13 protein-coding genes and 3 pseudogenes are annotated in these 15,457 nt (G+C 33.2%); 10 read left to right on the forward strand and 6 right to left on the reverse strand.

The annotated features are described in order from the left end of the window. The first annotated feature begins 17 nt into the window (after positions 1–17). The 3 genes and pseudogenes from JFU18_RS28210 to JFU18_RS28220 all read left to right on the forward strand — a co-directional run. Positions 18–389, forward strand: a complete 372-nt coding sequence (locus JFU18_RS28210; RefSeq protein WP_201033372.1) for an ArpU family phage packaging/lysis transcriptional regulator — start codon at positions 18–20, stop codon at positions 387–389. 993 nt (positions 390–1,382) lie between these two features. Then, positions 1,383–1,682 (forward strand): ArsR/SmtB family transcription factor, encoded by a 300-nt coding sequence (locus JFU18_RS28215; protein WP_085313165.1) that lies wholly within the window; start codon positions 1,383–1,385, stop codon positions 1,680–1,682. A gap of 808 nt (positions 1,683–2,490) precedes the next feature. Then, positions 2,491–3,108: pseudogene (locus tag JFU18_RS28220) on the forward strand (IS6 family transposase); the annotation flags it as partial. A gap of 207 nt (positions 3,109–3,315) precedes the next feature. Here the strand turns inward: JFU18_RS28220 and JFU18_RS28225 are convergent. The 3 genes from JFU18_RS28225 to JFU18_RS28235 are packed head-to-tail and all read right to left on the reverse strand — an operon-like array spanning position 3,316 to position 5,740. Beyond that, positions 3,316–3,726: a YvaD family protein gene (locus JFU18_RS28225; RefSeq protein WP_201033371.1), complete on the reverse strand. Its 411-nt coding sequence runs from the start codon at positions 3,724–3,726 to the stop codon at positions 3,316–3,318. A gap of 52 nt (positions 3,727–3,778) precedes the next feature. After that, positions 3,779–4,843 carry an acyltransferase family protein gene (locus JFU18_RS28230; protein WP_201035005.1) on the reverse strand — a complete coding sequence of 355 codons (1,065 nt, stop codon included), beginning with the start codon at positions 4,841–4,843 and terminating at the stop codon, positions 3,779–3,781. Positions 4,844–4,861: 18 nt separating this feature from the next. After that, complete coding sequence (locus JFU18_RS28235) at positions 4,862–5,740, reverse strand: class I SAM-dependent methyltransferase (RefSeq protein ID WP_201033369.1); 879 nt, start codon at positions 5,738–5,740, stop codon at positions 4,862–4,864. A 416-nt stretch (positions 5,741–6,156) separates the two neighbouring features. On the opposite strand from JFU18_RS28235, the gene JFU18_RS28240 reads away from it, so the two are divergent. Further along, complete coding sequence (locus JFU18_RS28240; protein WP_201033368.1) at positions 6,157–7,359, forward strand: MFS transporter; 1,203 nt, start codon at positions 6,157–6,159, stop codon at positions 7,357–7,359. A 95-nt stretch (positions 7,360–7,454) separates the two neighbouring features. After that, positions 7,455–8,666: an aminotransferase class I/II-fold pyridoxal phosphate-dependent enzyme gene (locus JFU18_RS28245; RefSeq protein WP_201033367.1), complete on the forward strand. Its 1,212-nt coding sequence runs from the start codon at positions 7,455–7,457 to the stop codon at positions 8,664–8,666. Positions 8,667–8,912: 246 nt separating this feature from the next. Here the strand turns inward: JFU18_RS28245 and JFU18_RS28250 are convergent, their stop codons facing one another. Further along, positions 8,913–9,620: an IS6 family transposase gene (locus tag JFU18_RS28250; RefSeq protein WP_201035004.1), complete on the reverse strand. Its 708-nt coding sequence runs from the start codon at positions 9,618–9,620 to the stop codon at positions 8,913–8,915. A 179-nt stretch (positions 9,621–9,799) separates the two neighbouring features. On the opposite strand from JFU18_RS28250, the gene JFU18_RS28255 reads away from it, so the two are divergent. The 5 genes and pseudogenes from JFU18_RS28255 to JFU18_RS28270 all read left to right on the forward strand — a co-directional run bounded on the left by JFU18_RS28255 (position 9,800) and on the right by JFU18_RS28270 (position 13,267). Continuing rightward, positions 9,800–11,185: an S-layer homology domain-containing protein gene (locus JFU18_RS28255; protein WP_201033365.1), complete on the forward strand. Its 1,386-nt coding sequence runs from the start codon at positions 9,800–9,802 to the stop codon at positions 11,183–11,185. Between the two features lie 2 nt (positions 11,186–11,187). Beyond that, positions 11,188–11,400: a DUF3006 domain-containing protein gene (locus JFU18_RS28260; protein WP_088030770.1), complete on the forward strand. Its 213-nt coding sequence runs from the start codon at positions 11,188–11,190 to the stop codon at positions 11,398–11,400. Positions 11,401–12,224: 824 nt separating this feature from the next. Further along, positions 12,225–12,664: pseudogene (locus JFU18_RS28265) on the forward strand (hypothetical protein). Between the two features lie 25 nt (positions 12,665–12,689). Then, positions 12,690–12,917 (forward strand): hypothetical protein, encoded by a 228-nt coding sequence (locus tag JFU18_RS30425; RefSeq protein WP_002187128.1) that lies wholly within the window; start codon positions 12,690–12,692, stop codon positions 12,915–12,917. A 71-nt stretch (positions 12,918–12,988) separates the two neighbouring features. Continuing rightward, entirely contained in the window at positions 12,989–13,267 is a 279-nt protein-coding gene (locus JFU18_RS28270; protein WP_201033364.1) for an AbrB/MazE/SpoVT family DNA-binding domain-containing protein, read from the forward strand. A 510-nt stretch (positions 13,268–13,777) separates the two neighbouring features. Here JFU18_RS28270 and JFU18_RS30430 read toward each other — a convergent pair. Beyond that, a pseudogene (locus JFU18_RS30430) lies at positions 13,778–14,114 on the reverse strand (helix-turn-helix domain-containing protein). A 211-nt stretch (positions 14,115–14,325) separates the two neighbouring features. Next, complete coding sequence (locus JFU18_RS28280) at positions 14,326–15,369, reverse strand: tyrosine-type recombinase/integrase (protein ID WP_201033363.1); 1,044 nt, start codon at positions 15,367–15,369, stop codon at positions 14,326–14,328. Positions 15,370–15,457 lie beyond the last annotated feature (88 nt).

Consider the following 15,457-nt stretch of genomic DNA (forward strand, 5'->3'; position numbering starts at 1 on the left):
AACAGGGCGATTCCTTCGTGGAGAGACAATTAACTTTATTACCAGTTATCGATGATAAAAAAGTACAGAAGGAAGTAGTGAGCGTATTAAAGGAATACAGAGCACTCAAGATGCGATTCAGTAATGAAGTGGAACAGGAAGGAATCAGCTTGTTTCCGGAACTACGTGATTCAAGGAATACGAGTAAATGGAAGGTGCAGCAGGTTGAAAAGGCTCTTAACAATTTATTAGATGAAGATGAGCGTAATATTGTTGAGCGGAAGTTCCTGACAAATGAGAGAGTGAAGGATTCAGATGTTTATCACGATCTACTACTCAAGAAAACATACTTCTATGAGAAGAAGCAGAGTACCGTTAAATTGATTGCTACAGCGCTTGGAATCATTTAAAAATGGCGAACAAAACGCGAATTTTTTGGGGGACTAAATAAAAACATGAAAATTATAAGCTATTCCTATAAACAGTTCTTTGGAAAAAGAATACGTTTTGGGGATAGCGTTCCCATTATAATAACGTTACTCGGTGATGCTGAGGTTAGAGGGAATAAGAGCTTCCCGAAATGATTTATATTTACTATTCAGCTCGGAATGCGTCCTCTGGGTTGATAATGAATATAAGTCTATTACTCTGTTATGTCGGTTCTTGAAAATGGAAATGGGTTGGTTGTTCTTGATTGAATGAACATCGCGTTTCTGGTACAACGTTGTATACGTGATCTCGCTCATTAGTAATTACTCACGATTCTTATTAATGACCAAAACGAGAGCAAGGAGCTTCGGCTCTTTGTTTGAGCCAGTACAATGGAACCTTCCCCTCCGTCTAATGTGCTGGTTCAAACAAGGTGCAGGAAGAAATACACGCGTCTTGATATAAATTCTTTCAACGTTGTGTAAAGGAAATTGGCGAAAATTACATTGTTATCTTTGTTAACTTTTCATAAGATCATATCCATTGACAAGAAAAAACCTTAAGCTTTCCCTTGAAAACGAATTAAAAAATTCAACAAAAAATAATCCTTATAAATTATAATACGGTTCCCAAAGATTAAACTCTATATGAATTTTATTCAGGGAATAAATACCTTTGATATCCTAAGCTAGTTTATCTAAAGTGTAAATGGGTATATTGATGGCACTAGTATTTTTATACTGCATAATTCATTAATTCAAAGCTACAAAGAAATAAAATTTCTTTGTAGCTTTTTTAATTACTAAACACATCTAAAAAATTTCACGACAAACACATATTAACTTCGCACATAGCACAAGTTGAAATTATATAATTAACTTATATTTAAACGAACAAAGAATTTTAATATAATAATATTAGGAATATACATTAAAAAATTCGAATAAAATATAAATTGAATGCGAGGTTGTATTATGAACAAATTTAATAATGATAATGTACAAGGTTTAGTTTCTGAAGAAAACGTTGAACTATTAAAAGTTATGGCTCATCCAATACGTCTACAAATTGTTAGTGAATTGGCTAAGAGCAAGAAATTAAATGTAACACAATTAACTAATATTTTGGATATTCCACAATCAACAGTATCGCAACATTTATCCAAAATGAAAGGGAAAGCGCTGAAAGCTGAAAGAAAAGGGTTAGAGATGTACTATCATATTCAAAACTCCAAAGCTGATAAAATCATACAAATACTAGGCCATGCTAATTAAATTAAAAAAATAGGTGGATGTATACCCAAACAGGGAGTACAATTCACCTATTTTTTATTTTATAAAAACATAAATACGATATAGTATAATGTCTATAATTATAGTCCTTGTTCTAGGTATTAAAGGTTTTAAAGCGTATGTTATAGAATTTAAGTCTTTTAAAAATGAAAGAATGAGCTTACTTTATAGTGTGAAATGCTGAATTATCAACGGAGACAGTTTATTTAGTACCCATTTTCTTGTCTGAAAAGTATCCAGTTTCATATCTTTTTACATCTTAGATAGAAAGGGGGATATAATACTAATATGATATACGAATTGAGTAGATAAGTTTAGAGACAGCTATTGAATTAGGTGGCATTGGGCTTAGAGAAATCCTCACGTGAAAATAGTTCTGCAGGTGGAGAAATTAAGAGATATTTATTTCGAATTAGAAATAAATAATTATCAGATGAAAAGACCTGGAACTGTCTTCCATATAGCAATAATAAAGATGTTTAATTTCTAATATAGAAAACAATAGGGTTACTACATTCAATATGTAGTAACCCTATTTTTAAAAAATTATCTATCAAAAATGATACTCAATTAAATTCGTAAGTTTATCCTTTATTGTATCTTGTAACTACATTTTCCCTTGCTGTAAAGAAACAAAAAAACATTTTTTTATTCAATAATTCCAATTTCTAGAGCCTTGTGGACAGCTTCTTCCTTGTTTCGCACTCCGGTTCTGGTGCAAAAACTTAAGGACAATTGCAAGGAATCTATAAATCTTGGACATACTGTTACTATTACTTTAAAAAGGGTGCGTGATTTGGTGGAAATGCTAGAAGAACGGGGTTTATCCATTTCTCATACAACGATTATGCGTTGGTTTCATCAGTATGGTCCTGAATTGGACAAACGAATCCGCCGTCACCTCAAACAAACAAATGACTCTTGGAGAGTCGATGAAACATATATCAAAGTAAAAGGTCAATGGATGTATCTGTATCGTGCTGTTGATTCGAAAGAAAACACAATTGATTTTTTCCTAAACAAAACAAGAGACCAAAAGGCTGCAAAGCGCTTTTTCAAGAAAGCTTTGCGGTCTTTTCATGTTTCAAAGCCACGTGTTATAACAGTCGATAAGAACCCGGCTTATCCTATAGCAGTTGAACAGTTAAAAAAAGAAAAAAGCATACCTGATGGTATGCAACTTAGACAACAAAAGTACTTGAATAACATAGTAGAACAAGATCATCGCTTTATAAAGAAGCGATGATCTTGTTCTATGCTAGGGTTCAAATGTTTTGACACAGCTACATCCATTCTTTCTGGAGTAGAAGCCATGCATATGATTAAAAAAGAGCAGCTTGATTTACGGGACCAGTCTGTCCAAAATCAGAAAGAATTCATCCATCAATTGTTTGGACTTGCAGCATAAGATACGATTCCGTTAGGAATATATGTGCTTTATTCTCCTATATTTTATTTTTGCACCAGAATCCTTATGAATCAACTCTTAAATTTTAAGATTAGTATGTATATGAAAAGAGGATAACCAGCCTCTTTAATAGGCCAATTATCCTCTATTCCTATACCCTTATATAATGTTAAGCTGCGCCTCCTTCTTTTAAGTGAATTTTAGATGCTATATTTTGCGACCAAAATTATCATCATCTTTTGGGGCAACAACGGTTTTAATGAAGAACAATGGATAGATAAGTAAATATCCGTTAAATACCCACCAAGTAATATCAAAATCATTGTTATAAGCCCAAAATGCAATGGCTTGTAAACCAGAACAAAATGTTAAAATCAACGATATTAAAGCAAGGGAACTCCAAGAAGAACGTTTTTTGTTATATAGGTATATGCTGGTAAGGCCGGTAATAGAGATTAATATATCCAGAGGGAAAAACGACCAATTCCATGCCACGATGATTGGATTATCATAATCCTTAAACGCCCAACTCTCCGGTATAAGGTGGAAAATAGTAACTAGCCAATAAATAATAAACCCAATATCAGTTACGAAGAAAAACGGTTTTAAATATTTCATTCGTTCCTCCTATACAAATTTAGTATAAAGTGTGCCTTATCTAGGATGTGAATTATATTATTTTGTTTATTCTAGGAATCCGAAGCAATAACATGCTTATTCCTAGTGATAAAACAAAGGTTAATATTGTTACTAATATTGTTTTTAAAATAACATTCAATTCAAATGAACTAAACATAAGTTGCAAACCAACAATAATAGGGCCCTGAATTATATATATAGAATAACTAGAACGGCTAATTTTACTAAGAAGGGGAGTCGTGTAGTTTAATTTCTTCTTGAACAGAACTAATAGTTTTAAAATTATGCCTACAAAAGTAAATGCTTCCCAAAAAGAATAATATAGCGATTCCATAGTAACTCCGCCGAAAAAGTAATTTATGCGATCCCCATCTAAAAAGAATACAATAGGCATTGTTAAGAAAGAAACTATTGAAATTCTAAAATAGATGGAAGCAGCTCTTTCGTTTATTTGATTCAGCCAATTATTTCTGTATGCAATGATTCCGATTATAAATAATACGATGTACTGAGGAAAATATCCAAGTGTGAAGTCATGTATGTATAGTCGATCAGTTGGAAACAGTAATCGAACAACAAAGTTACAGATACCCATAAATATAATAAAGACGAATATTTTCTTTATGCTTGGGAAACTAATCTGTGGTATTTTTATTGCCGTAGTTTTTCTTATAATGGCATACATTACAGTAAAGTAGAATAACGCCATAACAAACCATAAATTATAAAAGCCTAATGACGAGAGATAACTTTGTTTCTTTACAAGGTTGATACTCAAGGGGTTTAAAACAAAGAAATAAACAAAAGCAGGGATAAGTAGTTTAGGAACTCTATCTCTCAAAAAATTGAAAAAGCCTTTGTCGTCAAAAGACCTAGGTGAAAAATATGCTGCGATAAAAAAGAAAAGGCCCATAAAAAAGCTTTGGCATAGAGCGTTTATTAGAGTAAGGACAGATGTGGAAATGGTATCATCCGACGGTTCTATATAATACCATCCTCCAGCTCCCCCGTAGGCACTACTCGTATGAAATAAGACAACTAAAACAGCAAGAAATGCTTTTAAGTTGTTTATATAATGGAGCTTCTCATTGCCCATTTACTCGTCTTCCGCCTTTCATATACTACTACCTTTAGATGCCACCCCAGCAACAAATGTATGGCTTAATTTAAATTCATTGCCCTGTTGAATAAGTAGATTTATTTGTTCTTTAATTTTATGTAATATTTCTTCTTCTCTATCTCTATCGAGTACATCTAAGAAGCCAGCTGCGGCACCAGAACGAAAAACCCATTCCATCGCATCTTCTGCATCTTTACAAGGCAGGATTTGTTCCCCTTCCCAGCGATCAATTGTATTTAAATTCCCTTTATTAAACCATTTTTGTAGGGTAAGAGAATTCGGTGGCAAGTTAATACTGATGTAACGTTTTAAATATGTAGGGTCATTACTAAGAACCCGTTCAAATGCTTTCATAAGAATTTCTTCTGAATCACATCTTGTTTCTATTATTCCAACTTGGCCATTAGATTTTAGAACACGATGGACCTCTTTGAGAAAAATAGCTGGATTTGTATAGCAAATAGCCCAACCGCACACCACCGTATCAATGCTTGAGCTAGGGATTTGTTTTAAAAATTCCACCATATCTCCTTGGTGCATAGTGAATTTCAATCCAGAATATTTAGATATTTTTTTCCGTGCAACGTCTAGCATACCAGCAGATTGATCGACAGTTGAAATTGTACCTTCACCATTTAGACGATTGGCTACCTCCGCAGTAATAAAACCAGTTCCACAAGCTAGTTCTAATACGTGTTGTCCAGGTTGTATATTCATTTTGTTTAGTAAACCTAGTGAATGTATTCCCATTGTACTAGAAAAGAAAGAATCATAATCATCACTAGCTTTATCGTAATCTTTGGAGCTATCTGCATATTGATTCGAAACTTTAAACCATGCTACTCGTGCTGCTAATTTGACTTTGTTTAACATGAATTTCCCTCCGTAAATAGTTAATTAGTAATTAAAACGGCTACCTACCAACAATACTAGAGTGACCTAATGAGATGTCATTTGTAAAAAAACGGAATTTACAAACCCAGAATTCATGCTATCACTGAGAAAAAATTTCGTCAAGTTATATTTTATGTACATGATATACAAATTATATAAATAAAATTAAGCGGAGTTTCTCAGGATAAGGTTGCAAAATTTACTAAGATGTTAATAGAAAGTGGCAATTAATCAGAATTATTTAGCACAAAATGACATAGAGTCATATCCTAATTTTTAGATAAAATAATTAGAAGTATTTGACAGAAGGTACCATATTGTCATATCATAATTTTCAGACGAGTTAAAATCGTCAATCATTTCCGGAATCTAAACGGAAAGGAGGATAATACTGAGTGACAAGATTTCAAAGTCTGAAAAAAAATCCGCTAACTGGATTACTTGTAATTTCTATGGCTGTATTTATCGATATGTTGCTATATAGTTTAGTGGTTCCTATCGTCCCTTTATATGTTACGAAATTTGGAGCTTCTCAGACTACTGTTGGGATTTTAATAAGTTGCTATGCTTTTACTTTTATAGTTTTTACCCCGATTTTAGGTGTAGTATCTGACAAGTTCGGAAGACGTGGCTCAATGCTTTGGGGAATGGTAGTACTAATAGCAAGCACTTTAATGTTCGCTTTCGCAAGTAATATGTACATATTAATTCTAGCAAGGCTATTACAGGGGATTGCCGCCGCTGCCACATGGACCGCTGGCTTAGCCCTTATTACCGACCTATACCCAGCAAATAAAAGAGGTAAGGCTTTAGGGACCGTTATTACTTTCATGTCAGCTGGAACACTTTTAGGGGCGCCTGTTGGTGGATTGTTATATGAATGGGGAGGATATCAACTACCTTTTCTACTTGCAGCCGGTATTGCGTTATTAGATGGTTTAGCAAGGATGTTTTTATTAGAAGATCCACCGAAAGATAAAGAAGCAAGTAGTATAGACATCCTGAAAATATTTAAGGACTTTGAAGTGTTAAAAATCTTTGGAGTTGTTTTACTTGGGTCATCCGCAATAAGCATTCTAGAACCAACATTGCCTATTTATCTTATGGAACATCTAGGCGCAAATACTGTACATATAGGTTTTCTGTTCGGGATTACAACTCTTGCATATGGATTGGCAAGTCCAATTGCCGGTTGGTTATCAGATAAAAGTGGGACTTTTTCTATTATGATGATTGGTTTAATCATTCTGGCTGCATTCTTACCTTTAGTAACGATTCCAAATTCATTGGTATTAGAAGGAGTTATATTGTTCTTTTTAGGGGCAGCGGCTGGTTTGGTTTTGACACCTACACTTCCAGAACTAGCGAATTCTGTTGATCGCTTAGGAGGGGGAGCATATGCTACTGCATTTGCCGTTTTCAATGTTGCGTACTCTGTCGGAATGATGATTGGTCCAATATTCGGTGGCTTTTTTGCAGATATGTTTAATGTATCAACAGCTCTTTATATTCTAAGTGCTATTTTGGTATGTTACAGCATTGCATTAAGATTTTTGAAGGGCGAAACAAAAAAGACCGAACATAAAAATTATTTATAGAATAATAGCCTTATAACTTAGTTTTTATTGTGCTTAAGGAAATTGGAATTAGCAATTATAAAATAAATGATATCAGGGATATTTGGAGGAAAACAATGGACATATTTAAAAAGTGTTATGATTGGGATTTTGTTAAGGGATTACGAGAAAATAATATGTATCCTTATTTCAAAAAGATACAAAATAAATTCGGAACAGAGATAGTTGTGGATTCCAATAAAATGTTGATGGTCGGTTCTAATGATTATTTAGGTCTATCTAACGATGTACGTTTAATAGAAGCTTCTGCGGAAGCAGCCGCAAAGTTTGGAACTTCTTCATCTGGTTCAAGGTTTTTAAACGGAACTTTATCTATTCATGAAGAACTAGAGGAACGGTTAGCAAGATTTTTACATAAAGATAGAGCATTGGTATTTTCAACAGGATTTCAGACAAATTTAGGTGCGATTTCCCCTCTCTTAGGACGACATGATATCGCAATTATTGACCGAACAGTTCACGCTTCTATTGTAGATGGTATACGTCTAGGATACGGAAAAATGAAACGTTTCCGCCATAATGATATGGAAGACCTTGAAAAACAACTTAAAAGTTGCCCGGAAAACGTAGGGAAACTAATTATCGTTGACGGTGTTTTCAGTATGGAAGGCGATTTAGCAAAACTCAAGGAAATAGTAGAATTGAAAAAGAAATATGGTGCACGAGTGTTAGTTGATGATGCACATGGAATTGGGGTTCTTGGAAAAAATGGCCGTGGTACATGTGAGCATTTTGATGTCGAGCCTGATATTGACCTGATTACTGGTACGTTTAGTAAATCATTTGGTAGTTTAGGAGGATTTGTTGCTGGTGATGCCGATGTTATTGATTACATTCAGCACCAGGGAAGAAGCATGATTTTTAGCGCGAGTATGACTCCTTCAAGTGTAGCTGCCACAATAAAAGCATTGGATATCATAGAAAGTGAGCCAGAAAGACGCGATAGATTGTCTCAAACTACCCAAAAAGTGTGTGGTGAATTAACAAGATTAGGTTTCAACATAGGTGAAACAGAAACACCAATTATACCGATCATTATAGGTGATACTACAAAAGCATTTTCATTTTGGCAGGGCTTAATGCAAAACGGTTTATTTACAAATCCAGTTATTTCTCCAGCAGTACCGGAAGGAAGCGAATTACTTCGCACATCATTTATGGCTACGCACACGGATGAGCAAATTGATGAAATACTAAATATTTTCGAGAAGGTTGGCCGTGAGTTTAACATAATTAAAAATGAAGTAGGTGTATTATCTACTAACTAAGTTAATGTTAATCGTTCTGTTATTTATTGAGTTTACTGCCTCTATTTTTCTTTTTAAAAAAGCATTGCAAAATATGTAAAATCTTGGTAACGTATATATTAACTTGTCCTACTACTTACACAGTAGTAGAAAAAAACTAGAGAACTTTTCTCTAGTTTTTTTGTGTGAAGCTATTCTATATTTGGTTCTGGTGCAAAGATTGTATTTATTTGAAAGAGGTATATAGATTCCTAATGGAATCTATTCTTATGCAGCCATTCCGAATAGTTGATGAATAAACTTCACTTCATTTTGGACAGACTTGTCCCGTAAAATAAGTTGGCCTTTTTTAATGATATGCATCGCTTCTATTCCTGAAAGAATAGATTTAGCTGTACGAAAAGATTTCAATCCTAGCATTGAACGAACTCTCTTTTTAATAAAACGATGATCTTGCTCTACAATGTTATTAAGGTATTTCACCTGCCTTATTTGGATGCCCACAGGCATCTTTTTCTCTGTCTTCAACTCTTCAGTCGCTATAGGATAGGCCGGGGTTTTTTCCACTGTAATCACACGGGGCTTTGAAACATGAAAAGACTGCAAAGCTTTCTTGAAAAAACGCTTTGCAGCCCTATGATCTCTTGTTTTGCTTAGATGAAAATCAGTTGTATATCCTTTTGAATCAACAGCACGATATAGGTACATCCATTGACCTTTGACTTTCACATACGTCTCATCGACTCGCCAAGAATCATTGGTTGACTTAAGATGAAGTCGTACTCGCTTATCTAATTCGGGACCATATTGATGAACCCATCGCATGATAGTTGTATGAGTCAGGGATAGCCCGCGTTCTTCCATCATTTCGACTAAATCACGAAAACTGAGGTTGTACTGTAGGTACCATCTCACGGTTAATAATATAACATCCGGTTGATAATGTTTCCACTTGAATAGATTTTTCTTTTCCATACCAATCACATCCTTTTTTAGAGTAATAGTATCAGAATGTCCAAGTCTGAAAGACTTTTTTTAGATATTTTGAAGTTTTTGCACCAGAACCCTCTATATTATCCTATTAAACTTTGAAATATTGGTAAGAAATGCTAAAGTTAAGTAGGTTAAAAAACATATAAAGTGAGGCGATATTCTTGAAGAAGTTAAGCTTGTTACTAACAGCATTTGTAATGGTTTTATCATTGTTCATCCCTAATCTTGCAAGTGCTAAATCTTTCCCGGATGTCCAAGCTGGCCATTGGGCAATTAAAGAGATTAACTATTTATCAGAAAAAGGCATTATTAATGGTACTCCAGAAGGACATTTTAAGCCAAGTGACAATGTAACTCGCGGACAAATGGCATTAATGCTAGATTTATCGTTAAAATTAGAAAAACCATCTAGCTATAATCATATCTTTTCTGATGTAACCAAAGGTATCTATTACTATGATTCTGTACATAAGTTAGCACATAATAACATTGTACAACGTGAGAAAAACTACTTCCCTGACCGCTCATTATCTCGTGCAGAAATGGCAGTAGTTCTTGTTAAAACTTTTGATTTGAAGCCTACAGGTGCGGACGTCAATTTCCCTGATGTTCCATCTACTCATTGGGGTTACCAATACATCAAAACGCTAGCTCAAAACAATATTACTGCTGGATTACCTGACGGTACATTTGGTCCAGACGTAAAAGTAACTCGTGAACAATTCGCTGCATTCTTGGCTCGTGTATTAGAACCAAGTTTCCGTCCTTCTCTTCCTAAGCCTCAGGGTAACTTAGAGGTTCATTATATTGATGTGGGACAAGGTGATGCTACATTTATTAAGTCACCAAGTGGAGAAACAATCCTCATTGACGCAGGTAACAATGGAAAAGGTAAAGTAGTGGCGAATTATCTAAAAGGATTGGGATTCAACACAATTGATTATATGATTGCTACTCATCCTGATGCCGATCATGTAGGCGGATTAGATGAGGTCCTTTATTCTATGAATGTAAAAAATGTTTACGCTCCTAAAGTAAGTCATACGACACAAACGTATAAAGACTTTTTAACTGCAGTAGCTAACAAAGGATTAACAATTAAAGAAGCAAAAACTGGTGTAACTTTACCAATCAATGGTTTAGACTCACAATTCTTTGCTCCTGTTAAAGAATATGGTGACGACTTAAACGAATGGAGTGCTGTGTTAAAAGTAACGCATGGTAGCAAATCATTCTTATTTACTGGCGACGCTGAGACAAAAAGTGAAAAAGATATGGTTGCAGCGCATGGTTCTAACCTAAAATCTGATGTATTAAAACCTGGTCATCATGGAAGTAAGACTTCTTCTTCTCAACCATTTTTAGATGCAGTTAAGCCAAGCATTGCTGTAATCAGTGCCGGTGCAGGTAACCGATATGGACATCCAACACAAGAAACTTTAGCTAAGTTATCTGCAATGTCTGTTAAGGTCTATAGAACTGATTTAAATGGAACAGTAGTTGTTAACAGCGATGGTTCGAATGTTTCTGTAAGAACGGAGAGATAATTATGAAAAGAGGTATTATTGACCGTTTTGAAGGAGAACTAGCAGTTATTGAAATTAATAACTCCACAATTGATGTACCTAAATCTAAACTCCCTTCTACTGCAAAAGAAGGTGACGTTCTTATTATTGAGGATGATAAGTATACAATCGATAAGAACGAAACAGATAAAAAAAGACGTGAAGTCCAAGATTTAATGGATAAACTATTTGAATAGCAAAATTAAATATTAAAATGAGAAGAGCCGCCCGACAGGACGGCTCTTCTTTCACATATACATAGGCTTTATTTACAATTAAGCAAATTTTATTTTATATAAATGTTAAAAATCTGAATCTACGTAAATAGGACTGCCCTTCTTATCGTACACATCATGATAGGGATATTAACGCAAGTATTAATTTAAAGAATGAAGCGATAAGGCTTCTAACCGTAAGGAATCCCCCACTTCTAAACGAAGTGAATGTGGAGGTAGTTCAAACTGTTTCTTTTTAGTCATATTGAACACCCTTTAACTTATTCATAGTTATATAATAACCTTAATTGATTTCTATAAATTTATATATAAAGTTTTTGATATTGATGTATAAGAACTATTACTTTAAAATGAAGATGCTGTGACTATCGGAATTTTATCTCTTATCATGTCTATCTTCATCTTTTCTACAACTGTCATAGTGATGAGTATTGTCTTATGGTTAAAAACTAACCTGACTTTATACTCCCGACATCATAAGATTAACCGGCGCAATTATATGTTTAATTAGTTCTGTAATTTTACTTATTTTTAAGAATAAATTCGAAGTCACTTATAACAAATTCACTGAAATATTTAGTCAGTATACAGGGGTCTCGTTGCATGTAATAGTTTTAAGTTTATTTGATTATTTCTGGTGTTTGCTATTGTTAAAGTGATTAGGCCATAATTAAATTTAATACGTTGTTAGGCGAAATTGTGGCGTACTAGCATAGTAAGGTAACGTATGAAAAACGAGCATTTAGCAAATGGACCTTTGTAAACTATTTAAAAGGAGATTATACATGTTAGAGACTCTTGAAATGAGAAAAAAGCAACACGAAATAAAAATACAAAAATATAAAAATATACAAAAATACTACAATCCATTTTTGTGGGTAATCTCAATTATTTATTTTCTCTATTTCATGTTCATTAATAATTCTCTCTCAGTATATCTATTACTTTCTTTCATTATCGGTTTAACCCTATGGAGCATCGGTATAGCTATAAATTTAAAACTCATACATGAGCTAAAAGGAAAAGAAAAAATCTTAAATATAGAAACAATAAACGAAATGAAAAAAATAAATATATGAGTCCAGGAAGAAAAGAACGTTATATCACAGATTATAATGCGAAGAAAGATGAACTAGAAAAGATAATGATTTACGCTAAATTTATGTTAGAAGCTAAAGAAAGAGAAAACGAAATAAAAGATGATAATAGCAATTTAGATATATAAATTGTAGTGAGAGGAATATAAAAATATATCGATAGAACAGTATATAAACATTCGTAAAACAGGGAAAGAAATTGATGAAATTCAAAAACAATATCTGTTAAGTGAGGCTACGGTTTTAACTTTGGAACTAGGCTATAAATGTTATGAAAAAAATATTTCGTTGGATAAAGCTATTAATCTTGTAGATAAAATTGTAGTATTAAACGCAAATGATAACAAACATACATCATTTAGTCCATCTGTCCATATGTGATTTATAGCTAACATGAAAATTTATTAAAAGAATTGAATGATTTAGAAAAACAAATAAAAGGGTGGTATAACATGAAATCAACAGGTGTTACACGTAAAATAGATGAATTAGGGCGTATTGTTCTTCCGAAAGAGTTAAGAAGAACATTAGGAATTGCAGAAAAAGATCCTATAGAAATATTTGTTGACGGTGAGATGATAATATTACAAAAATACAAGTCATATGATGCTTGTATAATAACTGGTGATATTTCAGAAAAGAATATTTCATTAGGTAATGAACAAATTGCTCTTAGTCCTGAAGGGGCTGAACTTTTAATTAAGGAGATTCAGCAACACTTAGTGAAATAAGATCATTTTACTTAGCACTAAACCATATTAAAAGCTGACGTTGGAACTCTCATAAAAATGGCTGAAGAACAATCTTTCTTACTTCAGAAAATAATCCTGGTATTTGTCTTTATCGGAACTATATTTACATCTCTTTACAATATCACTCTTCATAAAGAAGAAGCAGATGAGAGAAAAAAAAGCAAAATCTTTATTACCTATGTATATAATCGTTACATTTATGGCATTGTTTTCTAGTGACATAGCTAATTACATTAAAAATTTTATTTAACCTAATTATATATATTCATCCACAAAAAGAAAAAAGACATCTTTAACGATAAGATGTCTTTTTTCTTCAACTTGAAACACCATAACTTTACTAACATTACTTTCACAATAACAAATATATCAGCAATCTTTCATATCACAATCATTCTAACATAATAAATCATATTTTCGATATATATAAATTTAAAATAAAATACAATAAAAGTTCACAAGTCATATAAAAGGTGCTATATGAAAAACTTAAATCCATTTAGTGAAATGTTTTTTAATGAAATTAGTATAATCAATAAGAACATCAAAAACTTCCTGTTGTTTTTGATGGGATAGATCTGACGCTGCTACTTTAATTGATTCTAATTTACTTTCTAGAGGTGCGCTTCGTCCAAACAATTCATCAATGGATACATTGTATAAGTCTGCAATACTCATGATTGAATCTGCGTCTGGGTCTGGGTCAGTTTTTCCATCTTCCCAATTGGCATATGTGGTACGTGCGATATTCAGGCGATATGCTACATCGAATTGAGTATATCCCTGTTTTTCTCAACTCAGCAAGTCGCTTACTTAGTTGAGACATATCATCACATTTCCTTTCTGATTTATAACGTTAGTGTAAAACAGAAAAGTTAAATTGCATCCTTATGACTTATAATAAGTCATAAATTATTTTTATTTGTAATAGTTAGTCTTGATGTTGTGATAATAGAAAGCCATTTATAATTCTATACGCGAAAAAATAGGAAGAAATCGATACATCAAATCGAGAATCTTCCTATTATATATGTTTACTAAAACAATGAATTTCCTATATCTATTGTGGCCAAGTTTTGACGTCTTGTACGTTCCCTTAAATAGCGTTCCGTCGTCATAATAGATTCGTGTCCTAAATAGTCACGTATTTTCTTAAGTTCGACACCTTTTCCCATCAAATGATTCGCAAAGAAATGTCTGCAGGTATGGGGGGTAATTCTATCCTTTCGGTAACGTAAAAATGGTAAGTTTGTTTCTTCAATCTTTTCTGCTACATATTTTGATAAGTAGTCGGCCCTATAGTAAGAGCCATCGGCTTTAGGTAGAAAAGCAGATGTACTAGAGGCGTCCAATTCACTTGTTTGTTTACGCAATTGACGAAGGCGACAGATATCGTCGAGTACATCTTCAAAAATACGAACTTCCCTGGCTTTATTTCCTTTCCCAACTACACGCAAGAGATAAGCATTTAATGAGGAATGGAATACAAGATCTGCCCATTTTGCGTTTGCAACTTCCTCAATCCGGAGTCCAGTAGTCGTAAGAAGGAAAAACAATGTATACATAAAGAAATTTGTTTTCTTCAGTGCATCTAGTATTTCATTTACTTCTTCAGGAAAGAGGTCACGATTGACCAGCTCTTCTTTTTTTACAGATACTTTTTTGAGACGACTACTATAGTCATCTGAGAGACCAGTGTTATCATAAACGTATTTTAGAAACTGCTGGACTACCGTTTTCTTTCGACGTAATGTAGTGGCAGCATACTTCTTACTTAGTTGATAGAAGTAGATTTCCATCTCATTATGGGATAAATCGTGAATGGTTCCGATTGTTTCTTTTATGTAGTGAAGAAAATGAGACAGGTCATGCAGATAAATTTTTTTTGTTCGTTCACTTCTTTTTTTCGTTAAAGAAGGTTCATCGTGTAGAAATAAATAAACCAATGATTCTTCACTTAATTTAGAATAGTCAATATTCCTGATGCCCATACCCATAATTTTTTCAAAATGACTGCTATCAAAAAAATCTGATTTTGATTTTACAAGTTGGTTACTATGTTCGTAATTTATAATATTCAAATTTAAACACAACCTTTAGTAGAATGAAATATTTAAACAAATAATTTTTATATAAATTTTTATGATTCTAATTATACCACAATAAATG

This window comes from Bacillus sp. TH22, from assembly GCF_016651015.1.
Lineage (GTDB): Bacteria > Bacillota > Bacilli > Bacillales > Bacillaceae_G > Bacillus_A > Bacillus_A mycoides.